Consider the following 20,543-nt stretch of genomic DNA (forward strand, 5'->3'; position numbering starts at 1 on the left):
GCCCCAGCACATAGTCAAACAAGAAGCTAGCTCTAAAGATATCATCAGTTAAATCGATTTTAGAAACATAATAATCGATACCTGTGACCCCTTGACTTTTGCTAAAGTGCCCAAATGTCCGAAGACTCCACTTCAGATGCTCTGGCATCGATCGAGCTCAAACAACTCGAACTCTGGAAAAAGCTCAGTGAAAGTAAGCAGGCTTGTCGTGAAATACAGCAGCAATTAGATGCCCTGCGTCTCATCGATCCACTTACTCAGCAAAAGGTTAGGCCTTCACAAAAAGAGCCAAGTGAGGCAGTCATTTCGATAAAGGCAAACAGCACTCCTCCCCCATTGCCCGAACCAGCAGCGCCTCGTGAAGAAGAAAAGGTCATCCTACCACCACCGATTCCACAACCACCTCAGAAGCCTGTACAGAAGCCTGTACAGAAGCCTGTACAGAAACCAGTAAAGGAAAACATCGAACTAAAAATAGGACAGACTTGGTTCGTCCGCATTGGTCTTCTCTCCCTTCTTACAGGCCTTATATTCCTCAGTAACTATGCGTACAAGAACTGGCTCTTTGGTGCGCCAGCGGAGGTGAAGTCGAGCTTCTTCTTTGCCATTTCCTTACTCCTTTCATTCACTGGTGTGGGATTTGAAAAACGTAAAGAAAAACTCAAGCATTATGGTCGCGCACTCACTGCCGGTGGTCTGGCCACGGGGTATTACACGATTTACGCCGCGCATTTCACTGAGTCCCTCCACTGTATAACCAGCCCTATTCTTGCAGGATTACTACTCACTCTCTGGGCTGGCGTCATGCTGGGATACGCCGTTTGGAAACGCTCTCAGATCATCAGTGTCCTCGCCACCTCGCTGGCTTTCTATGGAACTATCGTGAATCCTGCCGACTGGCTATCGCTCTTCTCGGCTCTACTTTTATCCGCCAGCGGAATGATTTTGTTCATTAAGTACCGGTGGACAAGTGTGGGCTTCACCACAGTGATTGGCGCCTATCTCTCTCACGCATTCTGGCTGGGCTTCTACCCTCAAAATGTAAACCCTCTGATCCACTATAGCTACCTTGCATGCTACTGGGCCACCTTCACTACTGCTCTTGTCATCTCCAAGAAAGACACACCGTCTGTTGCCAAAACAGAATTCCTAGCAGCCTTCAACAACGGCGCCTTATGGATCCTCGTCTGCTTTTCTATCCCTAGTCTCGTACCTATTGAAAATTTCGGAATCATCACAGCCATCATTGGCTCTGCATTTCTTATCGGAGCCGCACTGCTGCGTTGGAAAAACGTAAAAAACCTCCCCAGTGTCTACCTATACCAAGGTCTCTTTTTAGGCACACTCGCCATCCTTACGGAATTCTCAGGGCCTTATAGATTTATCATACTTGGCGCTGAGGCTCTTCTTCTCTTAGCAGCAGGACATCGCTCCAAGTCAAAATGGCTACAACTCAGCTCTGTCCTCGTTTATTTGATCTCTATCGCTTCCGCCCTCGGGTCTTACTATACCGCATCAGTCCCTCCATCATGGCAAGCATACTCAGCACTCTTTCTTCTAGGAGCAGCCTATACTGGCGGTGTTCGCTATACGCTAAAAGACACCCCTGAGAATATGGCTGGCAGCGCAGTCATCCCTGCATTCATAAGTTACGGAGTACTCACCGTGGGAGTCATCCTGCAATGTGATACCAGCTACCAACTAGCAATAGCCTCCGTCATTTTCGTTACAATCTGGGGAGCTTACCTAGTTTGTAAAAACAAAGAATGGCTTCGTGATCTCGCTGTTTTATCCCCACTCGCCATGGCTGTGGTTTCAATCATTGGACTAGTAGAATTTGATCACTCGACCCCGCAAGCTTATGCTTGGCTGACTCCACTAGGACTCGCGGTGTTCTGGTATTTCGCCAAACAGCTCCGTGAACTCATACATTCTAACGTCCAATTTGTGGCTCAGAGCGATTGGTCAGATAAAACAGACTTTCTCAGCTGGGGATTTGCTGCGCTTCTGACCTGCAACCTCTATCAGAGCATCACTCCACATATTTCTAATGACTCATGGATTTATTGGGGGGCAGCTCTCGCTCTATTAGGAAACTCCATCGGCTGGCTTACCAAACGAGTAAGCATCACCACAGCTACTCAGGGATTTCACCTCGTCTCCCTAGAAGCATTACTAAGCGGGTTCATTTGCGGCTCTCCGAACCACCTCTGGATAGCTCCGTGTCTCCTTGGTATTCAGATCTATCTTGCGGACAGCTATCTGAAGACTGAATGGAGTGGTGGAGTTAGAAACTTCCTTGGCGTTCTACTTACTCTCCAGCTCGCTCTTGCATGTGCAGAGTATCCTCTCCTCCTCACCATCATTGCGGTCGTTTCTTACATCTGGGCAATGCGTCTCCGCTCCTACGGATTTGCTGTTTGTACGACCTATCTTTTACTCCCCATCGCCTCGCTCCTCGCAATGGATCTACAGCATGACATCATCAAGTATGTCCCTCTGCTTTCAGCCATCCCTCTTTACTCTATGGGTCGCATTACAGACCTCAAAGCCCATCCATTCTGGGCAACTCTGAAGAGCATTGGCAAGTTACTCACCTTACTGCTGTTAGTCATCTTCGCATCGCAAGACACGGTAGATTACTTCCACGGGAATGGCCTCTCCGTATGCTGGGCGCTACTAGCTATTTCACTGCTCTGTGGTGGTCTCTTACTAAAAGATCGTTGTTACAGACTCAGTGGCTTGGCTCTCTTTGCGATGACTATCTGCCACGTCATGTTTGTCGATGTGATGGAGCTTAATACTCTCGGTCGCATCCTGAGTTTCATCGCTCTGGGCCTAACACTCATCGCCACGGGTTACCTCTATAACAGATTTAGCGAACGCATCCGCCAGTTCCTCTAGTTCAAAATGATTGACCATACGCATCCTGCGCCACACAAAAGTAATCATGCACACCACATGGTTACACTGGAGTGGAGGAAAGGATTCTGCCTACGCGCTCACCAAGCTTTCTCAAAAAGAAAAATTGGGTGGAATAGTGACCTCCCTCAGCGCTGAATTCCGTCGCATTTCCATGCATGGGGTGCGTGAAGAATTACTCGACGCTCAAGCCGAAGCAATCGGTCTTCCACTGCATAAAGTACTCATCCCGCGCGACTGTAATATGCAGGACTATGACCAAGTTCTGTCCACTGAAATGGAGCACCTCAAGACTATGGGAGCCACTCGTTGCGCCTTCGGTGATATCTTTCTAGAAGACCTCAGAGCCTACCGCCAAAAGCAAATGGACGCCGTAAAACTAGAGACTTCATTTCCCATTTGGAAGGAAGCGGACACGCGCACCATGGCGAAAAGCATCATCGAGTCTGGCATCAAAGCCATAGTAGTCTGCGTCAATGGAAAGCATTTCGATAAGAGTTTTCTAGGCAGAAAATACGATGCAGACTTCCTCAACGACCTTCCTTCAGAGGTTGACCCTTGTGGCGAAAATGGAGAATTCCACACCTTCGTCTACGACTCACCAAATTTCAGCTCTGCTATACCCATCAAACTTGGTGAAAAAGTAGATAAGCTCTACACTCCAGCAAGCAATGAAGAAGATGAGCCAGAATGCGGAGCCAAACCAGCATGGGACACACAATTCTATTTCCAAGACCTCCTCTTAGATCAGTAACTTTTCACACTATGACTACTCAAGAAGCACTCGAAGTCGTGAGCTACAAGCTCGGCGCGAAGAATGGAGCAGATGCCCTTAACGATAAGGTTCTACTTAAGGAACATGTCGAACAAGCCATCGCGGATAAGGCTAACGATTCCCTCCGCAAGATCGACGCGAAAACCTACATGCAGGCGATGAAGCTTGTAAAAGAAGAGCGCCTGCGCCTCCTGCGAGTTGCTGGTGAGGAATTTCTAACGAACAACCTAACAAAAGAAGGCGTGCAGCAAACCGAGTCAGGCCTTCAGTTCAAAGTCATAGAGTCAACCGACTGCAAAACGCCAAGCTCAGCTGACACAGTGACAGTCCATTACCACGGCACGCTCATTGACGGCAGCGTCTTCGATAGCTCCGTCGAGCGGGGAACTCCAGCAAGCTTTGCAGTCAAGAAAGTGATCGCTGGATGGAAAGAAGGTATTCAGCTCATGTCTCCAGGCTCTAAATATCAATTCTTCATCCCACAAGCACTCGCATATGGCGATAGAGGAGCTGACTCAAAAGTCCCACCATTCGCCACGCTATGCTTTGAAGTTCAGCTATTAGAAATCACTCAAGATTAAGTCTCAGACTGCTCTGAGTTTTCTTCTAACATACCCTCGTACACCACACCGTAAATATTCCATACGGTCACAAAGAGTGCGCAAATAATTGGCCCTATAATAAGGCCTACTGCGCCAAACATGAAAATCCCTCCCAGAGTACCTATCAAAATATAAATATCTGGTAGATTCGCATCCTTACCGACAAGTGCTGGGCGAAGCACATTGTCCACAGAGCTCACCACTCCTGCACTCCAGGCGAAGAGTAGAACTCCTGCCGTGTAATCTCCACGAATAAGCAGCCAAATAACTGCTGGCCCCCAGATGAGCGGTGTTCCTATCCCAGGAATCACAGAGAGTACCATCATGATGGCTGACCAAAATACGGCGCCCTCGATGCCTGCAAAATAAAGTCCGACCCCTCCCATCGCGCCTTGGATGAATCCGATCACTACCGAGCCTTTCAGAGTTGCGCGTGTGACCTGTAAAAAGCGACCTAACATAGCCTCCTGGTGCTCTGCGCTTAACGGCAAGAAATGCATCATCTTCTTCACGAGCTTCGGACCGTCGATGATGAAAAAGAACATCCCATAGAGCATCACGAAACAGTTCAGAAAAAATGCCGCGGCGCCTGTAGTCATGCTCGTCAGACTCTTCATAAACACCGTTGCCACCTTGCTAGCAGCTTGGCCTAACATTCCTACGAGCTTCTCCTGCTCAGGTAGAAACTCTGCAGCTTCTGGGAACTTATGTACAAACCAAGCCCCCCGCTCCTCGATACTGGTGTGCTCTGCCTGTGATTGGAGCCATTCAAATGCTGACTCGCTCACTTTATACGCCTGGCCTACCACCACACTACCAAGAGCAATCAATGGCAGCCCTACGAGCAACATCGCTAGAATAATGGTCACAATCGATGAGAGAGCTTCCTTCCCCTTAAACAGAATTCTGACTCTGCGGTACACAGGTCTTAACAAGCCGGCAAAAATACCTGCCAACAAAAGCGGCATGATGAAGTCCTTCACCATGAACAGAAACAGCACGGAAATCCCTAATGCTAAGAACAACACAACCCCACGACGAAAAGTGTCTTGGTTATTAAAAAAGTTAGACTCCATATTTTTTTTCTTATCTCGTTATTTATTAAGCCACACAAGCTTCAATTTATTCACCCTGTCTAACTTCTGGCTCAATATCGATCGGAGCTTTACGGCTCTTTTCCATGTTAGAAATACGCCCGTCATTTTGACCGTCTCCATCAGCATCTTCCACGGGAACGATCTTGATATCTACCTCCACAGGAACAGCTCTGAGCCCTGCAATAATTCTTTCTAGCTGCGAAATTGTCGTTTCACCTAGGCTCTGAGGCTGAGCGTAATGAGAAGCAGCACTAACGATACCATTTTTAATAGAATCTAAGCCATCGTTGAACTGAGTTAGCTGAGCTACGATACGCGCCACTGGATCATTCTCGCCACCAGCAGATCCTAACAAGAGGTTTTTCTTGAAGCCTTTCTTAATGTCTTCCCAGCGTTTCTGTTCTTCAACATCGAGAAGATTTTCCATTTCACGGAACTTGAGTAAGTTAGACTCAGCGCCAGTCGTAAGTGTCTGCGATTCGTTTTGGTAATGATCAAGAACCAGATCCTCAACTTCCTTATCAGTCATCAGCGGCAATACCTTTTCGGCAATACGGTTCATATTTCGGTAGGATCCCTGAAGCTTAAAGGAAGGCTCAGTTCTATAGGCATCTTCTTGCGCGGCACTACGAATATACTCGAGATTTACTCGGAGAATGGAGTCACGTACTCGGTAGAGATGCTTGGTGACACGCACCATTTCATCGATCTCTGCTGGAGTGTAATTCCCTTCGAAGTCGACACCCTCCTGGCTACCTGAACGAGCAATTTGCATCACTGCATAAACGTCTTTCTGACTTCTGCTAGAGAGCTTACTCAGCACAGTATTAGAAGTAAGCGAGTTCTCAACGTAGGATGCTTTAAAGTCTTCAGCATGGCCACCAATGATGTCACCTAGGTTATAAGTGTCGGCACGGTTCGCTAACATATCAGGAATCTGGAACTTACCTCCAGTCTCTGTGTAAGGGTTACCCGCCATCACTACGGCCACTTTCTTACCACGTAGGTCATACGTTTTAGCCACACCATTATAGACACCCTCGATCTTGCGCTGTCCATCACACAGGGAGATAAACTTCTGCAAAAATTCAGAATGTGTGTGCTGAATATCGTCCAGATAGATCATCACATTGTCACCCATTTCCAGCGCGAGGTTGAGTTTCTTCACCTCCTCCGCAGCTGTAGCATTTGGAGCCTCAGTTGGGTCTAGTGAGACAACATTATGCCCTAGCGCCGGACCATTGATTTTCATGAACGTCAACCCGAGGCGATTCGCCACGTATTCCATCAAAGTCGTCTTACCATAACCTGGCGGTGAGATAAGCAAGAGCAAGCCCATGCGATCCGTCCGAGTGTCCTTACCCGCTGTTCCAATCTGCTTAGCCAGATTGTCTCCTACCAGTGGAAGGAACACATTATTAAGAAGCTTGTTACGAACAAAGGAACTCATGACCTTTGGCTTGAACTCATTGAGGCGCATCTTCTCACGTTTTTCCTCCACCAAATCTTGTTTAAGTTTTTGGTAGGACTCATAGACTGGAACATCCTTGCGCTCGAAGCGTTGAAGTCGATCTGTGAAATCATTATAGTTGAGATGATAAATGCCGCCTTGGATGCGTGCGTGATCTCCAATCATTCCAGTAAGTTCAGCCCCAATACGCACACTCAGCACATCACGTTGCTCAAATCCTCCACGGGTTAAATGCGCCGCAGCCTCTATCAGAGTAGACTCTTTCACATCGCCAGCATCAGATAAGAACCCTTCTAACCAATCCTTATTGATCTGATAATTCGCGACAATAGAATCTAACAACGTCTCTTGATACGCTTTCTCTGCGTGTTTGACGGTCAGACCATGTTTAAATTTTTTCACTAAGTCAGCAGCCTCAGGAGCCACAACGAAATGTTCACTCCCTGATAGCTCCTCAAGCAAATACGCTGCCGCATTTTCAGCAATAGCATCTGCGATCAAGCTGATCCCTGACCATTTCGAAAGTGACTCAAGAATTTCATTCTCAAGCGACTGCGCTTCTCGCCCCTCTGCCTTGTCTCCAAAAATCTCTCTCCGCTTAGCATGTGCTCTTATTTTACCAGCAAGCACCTCTTTCTGCTCTCCGTTCCATGCATTCCAAAACAGAATAGCAAGGGCACGATCCTTGGCTTCATATGCCAACAATCCAACACCGGTGTGAATCGGCAAAATAGCTTCTAATAATTTTGCAGCATCAATGTCATGCACTCCTTTGGTATAACTCTCGGCATAACGAGGCTGCATGAACTTTTGCACTTCATCTAATAATAGATCTGCCTTCCATTGTGCCGGCTCCAAAGCAGCTAACTGTGAACCAGCATCAGACTGAAGGTACTTGTACACTAAGTACTCAACTCGATAGAGCGAAGCATTCTCAGAAATCACTTCCTGGTTCCAAACTCCACGAGTCGAGAGAAATTCTTGATCGTTAATCTCCTCAAAGAAATCAGAACCATTGAGGTGGAAGCACATCGCCTCATCCTGTGGGACGATCGTAAGCTCGAGCTCTTGCGTATTGACGTTGAACTTATTCTTGCCGAACTGGATAATATTCTCCCCATCGACATAGAGCTCATTACGGTCTTTCAGCGCCCTGACAGCGTCCTCGCGGACAGTCTTAAGCCGAGTCTGAATGTCATCAGCTTTAACACTATCGCCTAAGTCTATGAGCTCTGCAATGATGTCGCGCACCTTTTCAATCATCAAATCACCAGCGAAGTAGCCATTGATGTCGTTGATCTCTTTAAACCCGGAAACTCTGTTAGAAATACCACTGAGCACACGCTCCGCAGACTTCATCAGGCTATTCGCACGCTTACTTTTCTTTTCTAGCAGCTGTTGCTTTCGCCCTTCGAAAGCATTGTAAACCTCTTCTCGCTTAGTCGAGAGCTCCTCTACATATTCATCAAACTCGGAAAACTTGCCCTCAAGCTCCTCGATCTGCACCATGAGTTTGGTCAGATAAGAATCAGTCTTTTCAGCAGTATCACAAAGGTCGAGATAGTTTACCACAGCCTGGCTGAGCAAATTCATCTGCGCTCCAAACTGGGCTACTCCCTCATTCTTAGATAGATCCTTGCGCTTATTCTTAAGCTCTGCTTTTACACCGTTAAGTATCGAATAAATCTTCGAAATACTTTCAATGATCGCGGTTGTTTGTGTCGAATCTTCGATTTTTAGATTCGAAACCACATCGATCAGCATCTCCAATTCAAGCCCAGATTCAGTGATCGACTCTGCCAGCTCATCCGCCTCTGTTACTTTAGAAAGAGCACCAAGCACCTTGCGCTGTTCCTCCACTTTCAGGCGGTATGGATCAAGAGCTTGAGGCTCTAACAAGAAGCTCACTGTCTTCCCTGAGACTAATTCAGTAGCCGCAATCAGGCGTTCTTCTAACGCTTCTACCCGAGGCAGATCCATGTAGCGCATTTCACGCAGCCCTATCACCTCACCTCGGATCGTACGCAGCCCAGCGAGCTGCTTTACAAACCCAAGAATGTCATCTGGTGGACTATGCTCGGCATCGCGCAGTAGACGCTCACAGCGCCCAGATATATCTTCTATCCGCTCCGCGGCAGTCTTGCGCAAAGTTTGAACCTTATCAAATTCCTCAATCGCAGAGTTCGCCGCCTGCTGAATCCCTGCTAAAGGCTCAGCTAGATTCTTGGTTTCTTCATTTGAAATCCAGAAATAGCCATCGAGTAAAATCGTCGATTGCTTCACTAAATCAATGTAGAGACCGGCGTAGTTATCCTCCTTATCTAACAGCGTCAGAAGTTCGCGACATTCTGCCATTGCTGAAACCAAGCCAGGGTTACCAATTTTATAAAGGTAACTCGTCTTATCTTGTTCCTGAGCAGCTACAGCATCAGCACTAAGAATGGGCGTCTGCCATACCTGTAGAGTATGATGCTTTTGTGCCTCAGCCTCAGTTTTGAAATAAATCAGTTCACCATTATCAAAGATCGAATACCCATTACAGAGAACGGGTGTCCCGACAGTTTGTTCAATAAAATTATAATTGAGCAGCACATAGTCACCACTGGTTCTGTTATAAAAAGCAAAGAGAGTATCTTCACCATTCGCTGAACTAACCTTGCGCTCAAAACGCATATGCTCGATCCCGTGATCAAAGGTCTTCAGCTCACCAGTCAGCAGGTAATAACCATTCGCAAAAATGATCCCCTGATCCTCTGGTAGAAGAACACAGGATTCCCCAATCGCATCAATACGATCCACCGATTGGTTTTTCTCGTTAAATACCAAGTAGCGGTATTGCTTCTCACGGTAAGGGAGAATTTTTAAGATTATCAGTGGACCGACGATAGCATAAGAAACATCCGCATCATCGAGTGTCTGGTCCAGATCCTCAACTTCTTCCTCATAGATCCCCTTACCGTCAGCTGTGTTGTCTTCGATCTTGATGGTTAGATCGCCGCCAACCGTTTCGACAAAAACTTTATCTTCAATCGAGATATGTGGGTGCTCGCCAGCGCGATGCATGTCGCGATTCGCGCGCTTCCAAGTAAATCCGTGCTGTTCAGGGAAAACATACTCATGATCAAAGCGGTTCCCTAGATAATCCAGCGTACCATCACCTTTGATAACAAACTTAAAGGTCTTGATATCATTAATCTCCTTACCCACGCGTACAGCGATGTATAGGTTAGGACCAATGACCATCGACTTCGCGAAGACAGTCTGTTTGTAATACTTATAAAGATAGGCGAAGTCAGTAGAGAACTCCCCATTAGAAACTACATCAGCAATATCTAACTTATGAAACGTGTGGTCTTCTGGCTTATATTGGTACGCAGCAAACACATCGGCGACATCTGTTGTTTGCTTAAGGCCAAACTGGATATTGTAGCCAAAAAGAAAGCGATTATTACCAATAGCGATGAGATCACGCGGCACACAATTGTGCTCAGTGGTCACTCGCTCAGTAGCAATCAATGACGACTCTACTGCACCGAAGATTTCTTTACGCTCGGCATTCAAAGCCTCCAGTCGTTCACGTAGAACCACCGCTTGCTTCTCCAAACGAGCCCGAATCACTTCGTAAGCTCCACCTTCTAACTGTTTATTATCTTCTGACATTTTCTTCTAACCGCGGAATAATCCGACAGCTCTTTCTACCGCGAAATACGCGAAAATTTCGAAAAATGGATGATGCATTTCACGCATCTAACGTTCGGGGATCTATTATAATCCTCTCGTACTCCACTTGCGGATAATGCCCAAAATTGATGAGCAAACCTAACTTATAACCTGAAGCTCTAAGGTAATTATGCACTTGAGCACGATGCGCGTCATTGAGTCCATTTACCGATTTTAATTCCACTACGATTTTCCCATAGCAAAGAAAATCAGGCTCTGCATAGCTTAGCAATTTCTGTCCTTTATATTCCAATTCCAGCTTTGGCTCATGCACCGCTGAAATCTTCCTAGATAAAAACTCACAAACTAAACACTCATGATACACAAGCTCCTTCAGCCCACTCCCCATTTCTTTATACACTTCAAAGACCGCCCCCATAATGGCATAGCTTTCTTCTTTATATATAATGCTCATAGACTTCTCATCAGCAGTGAAGTGGGATAAATATTACCGCTACTCTACACAAAGTTTTCGAAACTTTCGCGTATTTCGCGGTAAAGAACTATCCGCAACTATAGGAACGTTGAGGCTGGGGTGTTTGCTAGACCGAAGCGTTCTGCTGAACCTAAAAGGCCAACGAGCTTGTTTCTAGTTTCACCTTCAGCCATTGGGATCATTTTACCTAAGAGCGCGCTCACAGTGAGGTTTTTGACATCCTCTGTAGCGATACCGAACTGATCGATCCAGCTTGCCACCTGGCTCTTGAAGTACTCTGGGTCACCATTGAAGAAAGTCTCCTTCACGTCAGTGAGTACCTTGGAGTTATCCACCATACGGTCTGCAACCTTACCTTTAGTAACAGCACTAGTGATCTGATTAAAGAACTCAGACTCACCACCGACGATGTCGATCTTAGCCTGTTTAAGCGCTTCGCCGATAACTACTGCTTGCTGTTCTGCGACTTGGCGTTGGACATCGATCTCTGCGAGTTCGATAGTCTTCTGCTTGTCGAGCTTGAGCTTGAACTCTTCGTGATCCTGACCGGCTTCTTCAAAGAGCTTCATCGCAGCAGCTTTCTGCTCGATACCCTTCGCTTCAGCTGCGTAGGTCAGTGAATCTACATCAGCCTGAGCTGCGCCTTGTTTCTTCAGAGCTTCAGCATCTGCTAGCTTCACTTCCACTTCACCGAGACCAGCTGCTGATGTTTCTTTCGTAACAGCTTCAGCGAGCATCTTCTTAGCACTCGCTTCTTTTTCAGATGCAGTGAGAGCCGCTTCCGCAGTGATAATGCGCTCCTCAGCCCTCATCTCACTCGCTAGCTTGCTCGCTTCCGCTGACTTCTGAACTTCGTAGGCATTTTCATCTGCCTTAAGAATGGCCGCCTCTTTACGCGCTTCAGCCTCTTTGACTTCGCGGATGAGACTCTCAGCAGCTTGTGCCTCTGCAGTTGTGACTGTCACTTGCTTGTGACGGTCTGCTCCTGCGAAGGCTTCGGTGTCCTTAATCTTCTCTTGTTCGATGACTACAGTCTTTTCTAGAGCCACACGATCTTTGATCACCTCTTGAATATTCTTCTTCTCAATCTCAACAGCCTTTTCCTTCTCAATAGTCTTGAGTTCGGTGATACGCTCGCGTTCGATTCCTTCTAACTGACGCTCACGTTCCACACGTTCAAGCTCCACAGCATCGGTACGTTCCTTATTACGCTGTGCTACAATCACCTGACGCTGCATATTTTCTTCAGCAACCTGGATTTCCTCCTGAGCTGAAATGCGGGCATGTTCAGACTTCTGATGTTCTTCTTCACGGACCTTATCAGTCTCGGCTTGCTCACGAAGTTGGGCGATTGTCACCTCACGCTCCTGCTTAGCTTCAGTTTCAGCTAACTGGCGCTCTAGTTCCAAGATAGCTTCACGCGCTTCAACATCTTGTTGTTTAATCACTTTCTCTTTATCGCGCTGGATGTGATTAGAAAGCTTGGCTTGGTTTGCTGTCAGCTCCGTAATTTTCTTAATACCTTCAGCATCAAGAATGTTATCTGGATCTAGAGACTCTATAGGAGTTTGCTCTAGGTAATCGATCGCTGCATCATCTAACACAAATCCGTTCAGGTCTGTGCCGATACACTTCAAGATTTCCTCACGGAATGTATCACGCTCTTCATAGAGCTGGATGAAATCGAACTGTTTACCCACAGTCTTGAGGGCTTCAGAGAATTTGGCATCAAAGAGAATTCTGATTTCCATTTCTGAAGATGCACGCTCACAGCCAATTGCTTCAGCAACACGAATCACCTCTTCCTTCACATTATTTACACGAACGAAGAATGCCACCTTGATATCTGCACGCATGTTGTCCTTACAGATCAAGCCGTTCTTAGCAGTACGATCGATCTCGATACGCTTCAGCGAAATATCCATTTGCTCGGAGCGATGGACCACTGGATACACCATCATCCCCGTGAAGGTGACTTTGGTTTCTCCTAGGCCAGTTCGGATAAGGGCAGTTCCTTTTTCTACCTTGCGAAAGCAGTTCGTGAAGGCCCAAAACAGGGCCCCTAAGCAAGCGACTAACAACCCTACTCCCAGCAAGGCTCCTTTGCCAATAGTGTCAGCGACACTCGCAATAGTCAGACTATTCAACGCTATATTATATATATCTATCATTTTACTATCTTTTGTTTTTCCTTAAATCTTTTTCCCAATATAAAACTGAGTTTCATCGTCTCTCCCTATTACCATTAAAGTATCGCCTTTAAATAATGGAGCTTCGCCATTTGAAAGCCTGCAATGAACTTGAGCAGACGAGCCCTTTTTCCGAAGTACACGTACTTGTCCAAATTCATCTGTGAGTTTGCTAGTTACCACTATTGCTTCAGCCCCTATAATAGCTTCCTCGTCATCCTCTCCAGCTTTAAACAATTTAAATAAAGGAACTAAAGGCTTCGTCACAACAGCCGCGATTAAACATCCCACAATAAACGTTCCAATCCAGGTAAGGAGTCCGATCCACCATACTCCTGCAGAATTAAATGTGAGAACTGCCGCTATATTAAGTAACCAATTACTCACACTCAGCACACTTATCACAAACATCAAAGGCACTTCAGTGGCGTTGATAAACTGAAGTAAACTTGCAAACACCCCTCCAGCTTCACCAGAGACCGCATCGGCATCTATATCCAGCGCATCCGTATCCACTGTGCCTAATAAGGCGAGCAGCCAATAGACACAACTAAGCACCACCATCACTGAGAACGGCAACACCCAAGGATTTAGTGATAATTCGAGGATTTCTTTCACGACGAAACAACTAAATTAAATAATCGTCCGTTTCGCCATTACAAAGATGGGAAAAATTTCCCATCGGAGGCATCAAAAGTAAATAAGGAGCTGTTAGCTCCAATCTACTTTAACCTCTGCTGGGTTGCCTGCTTTATCTTCATAGCGAACCACTCCGTGCTCTAGACCGTACTCGTGCACACATTTTGTGACTTTCACATCAAAGCAGCAATACTCAGCGATCTTCATCATGAAGGTCTTATCGCCAGTTTTTTTATACTCATTCCACCAGCGGAGGGCATCTAGACCATCTGCTGTCTTACCCATGCCTAGACTCACTTTTGCAGCAGAGTCTAGTTTTAGGCGGAAACCTAGTTTGTCCTCTTGCTCGAGATTCAGCATCATATCCAGATTCATCGTCTGAGTTTCTAGGTCATAGATAGTATACCCCTGAAGCACTGGGTAATCGAACTGGATATGGTTCCAGCCAACTACGAGATCAGCTTTAACCAGCTGCTCAACCAGAGCATCCATCTGATCTTCACCATACACATGATATTGCTCCGTTTTCGTAGAATACGTCACCGCGACAGAGACCCCCATCTTCGCTTTATTTTTCGCACCTCCTACAGCCGAAAAACTTTTCTGTGTCTCTAAGTCAAAATATACAATGTCGCGCATGCTCATTTAGTAAGTAAAGATTCCTAACCGCCCCTGCAAGCCGGTTTACTGTTTCATCTCCCGCATCCACTCTTCCAAGCCGACAGCCTTATACATTTCAACCATCACGTCCTCTGAAATGAGTGTGCTAAATACCACATTCACAATGATCACACAAACGATGTAAGCGATGACATGCAGCGCTGAAAACGGCCGAGCTAATACTCGATAACGATGAGGCATATCCCATAGGAAATAGCCAAATCGTTTCGCCATAAAGGCTGATATCGCTAGAGAAAAGGGCATCATCACCCACATCCCTAGACCTAAAACCCATGCCCTAAGGGAGCGGATAAGTGACCCTTTTAGAGGAATGGCATGACCCATCTGATCTGTAATTTTTAATCCTAATAGAAACTTCCCAGGTGAACTCCTCCATAGGTGAGTCATCAAACCGTCAAGAATCACGTAGGCTACCCCCACCCCCAAAAACTGAGGCATAGAATCCCCCATCATCGCCTGCATTGCTCGCTCTTGAAAGCACACAAATATCAGCGAGATATAAAGCATGTAGTCGAATAATCTCGCGAAGAGGCGCCGCGTCATGTGCAGAGGTGGTGCCTTAGCGACTTCTCTTGCTATTGCCTCTTTAAGCGCTTGTTTCGGAGTCTGAGTAACTTCAGGTAATGGCGGAGGCGTGACCTCTTTCTTCGCTTCAAAAAGAAGCGAAAGCTGTGGGATAGTATCTATCCTATCCCATCCCTCAGCCCCTTGATACCAAGCAAGTGTATCAGCGGAAATCTCACCTACTTCTATACGTTCACGTAAAGCGTAGGTCTCATATGGCCCCTGCTTTTCACCATTTTCTATCAACCAAATTTTCATACTTACTTAGAGATTTCTTAGTGATTTAGCCGCATCTGTTCGAGAGGCCACGTATGCTGGAGCGTACGCGGCAAGCGCGCAGAGAACAAATGCCCCGACTGAAACTAACACCATTTCCATCACATTAATTTCATAAGGTAAGGAATCCATTCCATAAAAGGACTGAGAGAAAGGATCAAAGCCCATGGAACGCAAAACTCCCTGAATTAAACCCAAATTTTTGAGCACTAACAAACTCATACCAACACCTAAAAGAGAACCTATCAACCCAACAATCACCCCCTGAAAAGCAAAGACATTCGTCACCTGACCTGGAGTCGCCCCCAAGGCTTTCATCACACCAATCTCACGCTTTTTCTGCAAAGTGACAGTAAACATAACCGCACTGATAGAGAAAATCGCAATCAACATGATGAAGGACAAAGCCAAAGTCATCATGATTTTCTGCATACTGATCAATGCGAATTGCTGCTCAAAAGCTTTCATCCAGGTCACTGGATACCACCCCATAGGCACCGATGGCTGCACTTCACCCTCCAACACCTGAGATGCCATGTAAGGATCTTTAAGGCGCAAAGCCACCCCATTCACAGCTCCGGAGGTCCCCACGCCTGCAAGCTCTTGCGCCAAATGCAGAGGAACTAACAATGGCGGACCTGGCGCGAAACGGTCCGCACGATAAATCGCCGCTATGCGCACCTCTTTAGGTAAAGCCAGTTCGTTGATCTGCAGATCTTCATCACGGTCAAGTTGCTCGACATCTACAGCTTGTAACTCATCCAGAGTCTCCATCAACAGCTTCAGACGACCGAGCTCATAATAGTTATAGTCATCATCGTAGTCACTCGACTCCGTCAGCTCGACTAACTCGGTGAGCAAGTCGCTCTCGCCCTTACGCACATTTTGGAATTGTAAGTCATCGATGAATTCACGGAAGCTCAAAAGCTCAGCAAACAGAACTTGCTCTTTACCGTCTTTCTCAAGCCACTGGCTCGACAAGTGCTCACGCTCTCTCCCAAACTCCTCAGAAAACCGCTCATACACTGAGGGTGAGCCCTTACGCTCTAACAAGGGCTTTAGCTGCTTAATATTTCTATTCGAGAAAACCTCTAACATATCTCCAACTTGAAGCATGTGATCATCTGCAAAAATCGAGGAGACTATCGCGACTTCGCCAGAATGCTCTGAACTCCCAATGGTAGCCACATCTCCCATCCCCATATCCACATCCCCTGCTAATTCTAGTTTCTTTAAATCAGCTATGGCCTGAGCATCCTCAGTATCCACCCCTCGCATCGCTACAGGAATCGCACTATCGCCGATGTAAGCAATGACGTAGTCACGCACTAAAGGGTAGGCGCTTTCTACGTTTGGTAGAGCCTCCATCCTACTCTCTAGATCTCGCCATTGCTGCTCAGGAGATTCCACCACGCCATCTGCATTCGGCATATCCCATGGCATTTCACGTGCGATGGTAATGTGGGGCGACTCACCGAGCACTCGCTCCTTCACCATGTTTTCAAACCCCGCCATGACAGACATAACGACCAAGAGCACCATGACTCCTAGGGCCACACCAGCTAAAGAAATGAGCGTAATCACAGACACATGGGTCCGTAGTGGATTAAGGTAGCGAAGCGCGAGCAGAAGACTGAAGTTTTTAGTCAAAGTGATACTTGAGATTAGGAGGCGAAAACTCGCATTTCAGCCACCAATGTCCAATCCAAAATACTATGTACTATCTAATCTAACTCCCAGTGCCCCTTGCGAAAACCTTCTGCACTCAAGCCTTGTTCGGCTTCTTTGATCTCAATAGCCCCAGACTGCTGCAACTCGATTTGAGTCACAGCCAGTTTCGTGCTGAGAGCTTTAGGACCAATCACCCATCTAGCTTGCACTTTCTGAATTAAATCATCCCCCCAGAGTTCATCCTTAGAATGACCACTCCAAACAATCACATCTGCAGCTAGATCTTGCTCCGATGCTAAAAGCCAATTCTCAAAACGGTATCCCACATCCTGCAAAAACAGCACCCTCTTTCCATTCCAGTGAAGCATAAAAACTGGGCAGCGGTCATCCGCCACCCCCTCCACTCGATCTGACCATAGGATCACTTCGACATAGCTCTCTTGACTCAAAGCATACTTCCCACCCGCCTCAGCAGTGGTGAGGATTTGTGTAGAAAATACATCATTAAGCCCGCGACTACGATCCCCCACTAAAATCTGTTTAGGCGCATAATTTCCCATCAAAACCGCGCTCCCCCCGATATGCCTATAATCCCCGTGACTCAGTATCACGCTATCAATTCTTGCTCCATTTTTGACCAAACTAGGTAAAACCTCTCTCCTAAACTGGCGCTCATCTGCCAAGTCTAACATCACACCTCCTCCTATGCCTAGGTAGGTTGCCGAAGCCCCATCTTCTAGCGCATAAATAACAACCCTCTCACCATGGGACCAAGGAGCTGATTTAAAATGAGACGCTGGAACTTTAGATGCAAAGTCAACTAACACATGAGAGCTAGCAGCCACCTTCGAGTTCACCACGTTTAAAGCCTCCCCAAGAGGTGACCACAACACCCCCAAAACAATAGACAAAGCACCCAAACATAAACTGCAATAAAGTAACGCCACCACTGGGAGTGACACAATAATCGACATCGGAGTGACCACTCCAAAATGGAAAAATGTAAACGGACTAGAACCCACCCACGCGCTACTCGCCACAACTAGTCCAGCCTGGATTTTACGCCTCCATATTAACCAAAGCTCTTGCACTCGTGTATAAAGGCTTCTGGGTAAGAACGGATCCATATAGCTAACCCAGTGAAATACTCGACCAAACACCTCTCCTAACAAGGCTATCGCGAGCAAAACGGCAAAGGAGAGCTGAAATCCAGGTCGAAACAGCATGTGCCCATCTATCAAAAGAGCTACCACAACTCCCACTGCTATACTATTTACCAAAACCACCTTTCTTCCAACCACCCACGCTCCCAGCAGAATCGCCCCCATCACAGCGGCTCGTAGCGCGGGCGGCCTTAAACCTGTCACTAAGGCGTAGAAAAGCATCGAGATGATAACTAGGCTCACCCACGCCCAACGAGGCATCCCTAGCATCTTCAGAATAAAAGCCACCATCCCGCCCACCATCATGACGTGGAGACCACTCACAGCAAAAACATGAATGGCCCCACTCAAGCGATAAGCATCTAGTAACTCCTGCGCATCCACCGGTCGCTCACCGAGAGCCATCGCCACAATGATTTTTGAATCTACACTGTTAGGGTCGACGCCCATTAAAAGGCGCTGCTTTAGCCAATCCCGCACCTCTACTGCCGTTCGCTTCAGACTCCATACTGAGTGCTGTGTTTCTTCCCAGCTCTGCGCAACAAATGCAGCACTCACTCCTTGCCGGTATAACCACGTTTTCTCGGGAAATGTTTGAGGATTTAGTCTCTCTCTCGGCTCCACTATTCTCCCTCTCAGCGAAAGCACATCACCCACCTCTAGGCTATGCGCACGCGGCCCTAACCACACCCGAAGACGCGCACGAGCCAACTCATCATCAAGACTACGCACCAAGACACTCTGACCAGTCGGATCCTGCTCCACAACAGCCTCAAACTCCCACCAAGATCCGTATTCACGCTCTATGGAATTTTGCTTTTCAAGACGACTCCAGTGCAGACCTCCGCCTAGCAAAGCAAAACAGAGCGTAAAACCTAACAGATTCCTTCTACCAAAAAATGCAACAACCAGTGAAAAACTAAGCAGAAACCACCAACCCCAGAAACCATTATCAGCTATGCCGACAGCTGCAATGACGGCCAATGCTGGCCCCAAGATAGGGAATCGAGCAGAACATTGAAGTACTCTGCCTAACACACGCATTCTAAAGAGCGTCTAACTCGCGAAGTTGATGGGTTGCATTCGCAGAAAATTTAGTCTCGGGGAATAGCTCACACACTTGGCGCAGCACATGTATCGCTTTTTCCTTGTCACCAAGATTCTCCAGATTCACCTCAGAGATACGAAACATGAAAAATGCGGCATCTTCCTCAGGCCATTCTCGACTCTCTAGCGCCTCTCTCAACGTAGCTTCAGCTCCCTCAGCATCGTTCAAATGAGCTAACTCAACCTTAGCTAGCTCCGCCCAGGCAAAGCGGTTATCTGGCTCCTTCATCACGACTTGGCGAAGCGCCTCCAAAGCCTCCACATACTGACCTTGAGCCATCAAAGACCTCGCTTCTCTCATCGGATCATCGTCATCTGCACCACCTTTAGGGTCACTGAAGATTAAGCGAGAAATCCCATCAGAGATCATTGGCAGCACAAAAATCAAAAATAGCAGCCCGGCGTAGAGGCCTGCCAAAACTGTTACAGCTAGCCTAAAGAAAATATCATTATCAGAAGACGTATTATAGACATACTTCACAAAGAAAGCGATGCCTACGCCTATAGTTCCTAGAATGAGTGCTTTAGCCATATTAAAATCAGTGGTAAACAAGGTGTCTAACACATTAAATCTAGCATAAGCAAGCCCCAAGACGCGGACAAGCTCACTCAGCGGTAGACATCCCGACCAAATTCCCTGATTCAGACTTCATCTACTTTACCCAGAGTTTCTCAACTTCCTCCCCACTAAGACACCGCCACTCACCAGGCGCTAAATCACCCAGACCTAGTCCGCCTATACTCTCCCTATACAAACGTAAGGTGGGATGACCTATTTTCGCCGTCATTCTGCGCACTTGCCGGTTCCTCCCTTCACTCAGCTCCATTCTTAACCAACTTGAGCGCTTCGCAGCCGCAGCATCGACAGCTGGCTCCCGTTCCTCCAGATTAAGTGCATTAGTAAGACTCTCCACACGACACTTCTTCGTAAGGTGACCTTTAATTTCGACCCCACCACTGCGCAGCTCATGAATAGATGCCATTGTCGGCAAGCCATCTACCTGCACTAAATAGCTACGCTTATGACCTTTATCTGGACTTAATAAAGTAGCTTCCAGCTTGATATCGTCAGTCAGCAAAAGCATGCCCTCTGAGTCCATATCCAGACGACCTACAGGATGAAGCTCTGGCGGCAGATTTAGTTCGCCTAATGTCCGCTGGCTCGGAAAATCAGGATTCTGATTAAACTGGCTGAGAACCCCGTAAGGTTTGTTAAGTAAAATAACCATT

The 20,543-nt window shown here is 47.0% G+C and carries 14 protein-coding genes; 3 read left to right on the forward strand and 11 right to left on the reverse strand.

What is annotated here, in order from left to right:
* The first annotated feature begins 114 nt into the window (after nt 1-114).
* Genes ACSHX2_RS05155 through ACSHX2_RS05165 form a run of 3 tightly spaced genes read left to right on the forward strand, consistent with a single transcriptional unit; the run spans nt 115 to nt 4,278 of the window.
* A complete protein-coding gene (locus ACSHX2_RS05155) occupies nt 115-2,904 on the forward strand; it encodes a DUF2339 domain-containing protein (protein ID WP_435691249.1) in 2,790 nt (929 codons plus the stop codon).
* Nucleotides 2,905-2,950: 46 nt separating this feature from the next.
* The gene (locus ACSHX2_RS05160) at nt 2,951-3,676 is read left to right on the forward strand and encodes an ATP-binding protein (RefSeq protein WP_435691251.1); all 726 of its coding nucleotides are present in this window, start codon (nt 2,951-2,953) and stop codon (nt 3,674-3,676) included.
* An 11-nt stretch (nt 3,677-3,687) separates the two neighbouring features.
* On the forward strand, nt 3,688-4,278 hold the full coding sequence (locus ACSHX2_RS05165) for an FKBP-type peptidyl-prolyl cis-trans isomerase (protein ID WP_435691252.1): 591 nt from the start codon (nt 3,688-3,690) through the stop codon (nt 4,276-4,278).
* Here ACSHX2_RS05165 and ACSHX2_RS05170 read toward each other — a convergent pair.
* The 11 genes from ACSHX2_RS05170 to ACSHX2_RS05220 form a co-directional block, all read right to left on the reverse strand.
* Nucleotides 4,275-5,375, reverse strand: coding sequence for an AI-2E family transporter (locus ACSHX2_RS05170; RefSeq protein ID WP_435691254.1), 1,101 nt, complete (start codon nt 5,373-5,375; stop codon nt 4,275-4,277). The two genes, ACSHX2_RS05165 and ACSHX2_RS05170, sit on opposite strands and share 4 nt — an antisense overlap.
* A gap of 46 nt (nt 5,376-5,421) precedes the next feature.
* The gene (locus ACSHX2_RS05175; RefSeq protein ID WP_435691256.1) at nt 5,422-10,527 is read right to left on the reverse strand and encodes a DNA repair ATPase; all 5,106 of its coding nucleotides are present in this window, start codon (nt 10,525-10,527) and stop codon (nt 5,422-5,424) included.
* Nucleotides 10,528-10,606: 79 nt separating this feature from the next.
* Nucleotides 10,607-11,002, reverse strand: a complete 396-nt coding sequence (locus ACSHX2_RS05180; RefSeq protein WP_435691258.1) for a GxxExxY protein — start codon at nt 11,000-11,002, stop codon at nt 10,607-10,609.
* 98 nt (nt 11,003-11,100) lie between these two features.
* On the reverse strand, nt 11,101-13,194 hold the full coding sequence (locus ACSHX2_RS05185) for a flotillin family protein (RefSeq protein WP_435691260.1): 2,094 nt from the start codon (nt 13,192-13,194) through the stop codon (nt 11,101-11,103).
* Between the two features lie 21 nt (nt 13,195-13,215).
* Nucleotides 13,216-13,830: a hypothetical protein gene (locus ACSHX2_RS05190; protein ID WP_435691262.1), complete on the reverse strand. Its 615-nt coding sequence runs from the start codon at nt 13,828-13,830 to the stop codon at nt 13,216-13,218.
* Between the two features lie 93 nt (nt 13,831-13,923).
* On the reverse strand, nt 13,924-14,490 hold the full coding sequence (locus ACSHX2_RS05195) for a ribonuclease H-like domain-containing protein (protein ID WP_435691263.1): 567 nt from the start codon (nt 14,488-14,490) through the stop codon (nt 13,924-13,926).
* A 45-nt stretch (nt 14,491-14,535) separates the two neighbouring features.
* Nucleotides 14,536-15,354: an RDD family protein gene (locus tag ACSHX2_RS05200; RefSeq protein WP_435691265.1), complete on the reverse strand. Its 819-nt coding sequence runs from the start codon at nt 15,352-15,354 to the stop codon at nt 14,536-14,538.
* A 6-nt stretch (nt 15,355-15,360) separates the two neighbouring features.
* A complete protein-coding gene (locus tag ACSHX2_RS05205) occupies nt 15,361-17,022 on the reverse strand; it encodes an FtsX-like permease family protein (RefSeq protein WP_435691267.1) in 1,662 nt (553 codons plus the stop codon).
* Between the two features lie 74 nt (nt 17,023-17,096).
* A complete protein-coding gene (locus ACSHX2_RS05210) occupies nt 17,097-19,244 on the reverse strand; it encodes a ComEC/Rec2 family competence protein (protein WP_435691269.1) in 2,148 nt (715 codons plus the stop codon).
* A gap of 7 nt (nt 19,245-19,251) precedes the next feature.
* A complete protein-coding gene (locus ACSHX2_RS05215) occupies nt 19,252-19,845 on the reverse strand; it encodes a tetratricopeptide repeat protein (protein WP_435691270.1) in 594 nt (197 codons plus the stop codon).
* A gap of 121 nt (nt 19,846-19,966) precedes the next feature.
* Entirely contained in the window at nt 19,967-20,542 is a 576-nt protein-coding gene (locus ACSHX2_RS05220) for a pseudouridine synthase (RefSeq protein ID WP_435691272.1), read from the reverse strand.
* Nucleotide 20,543 lies beyond the last annotated feature (1 nt).

The sequence above is a fragment of the Rubritalea sp. genome, assembly GCF_051252225.1.
Taxonomy (GTDB): domain Bacteria; phylum Verrucomicrobiota; class Verrucomicrobiia; order Verrucomicrobiales; family Akkermansiaceae; genus Rubritalea.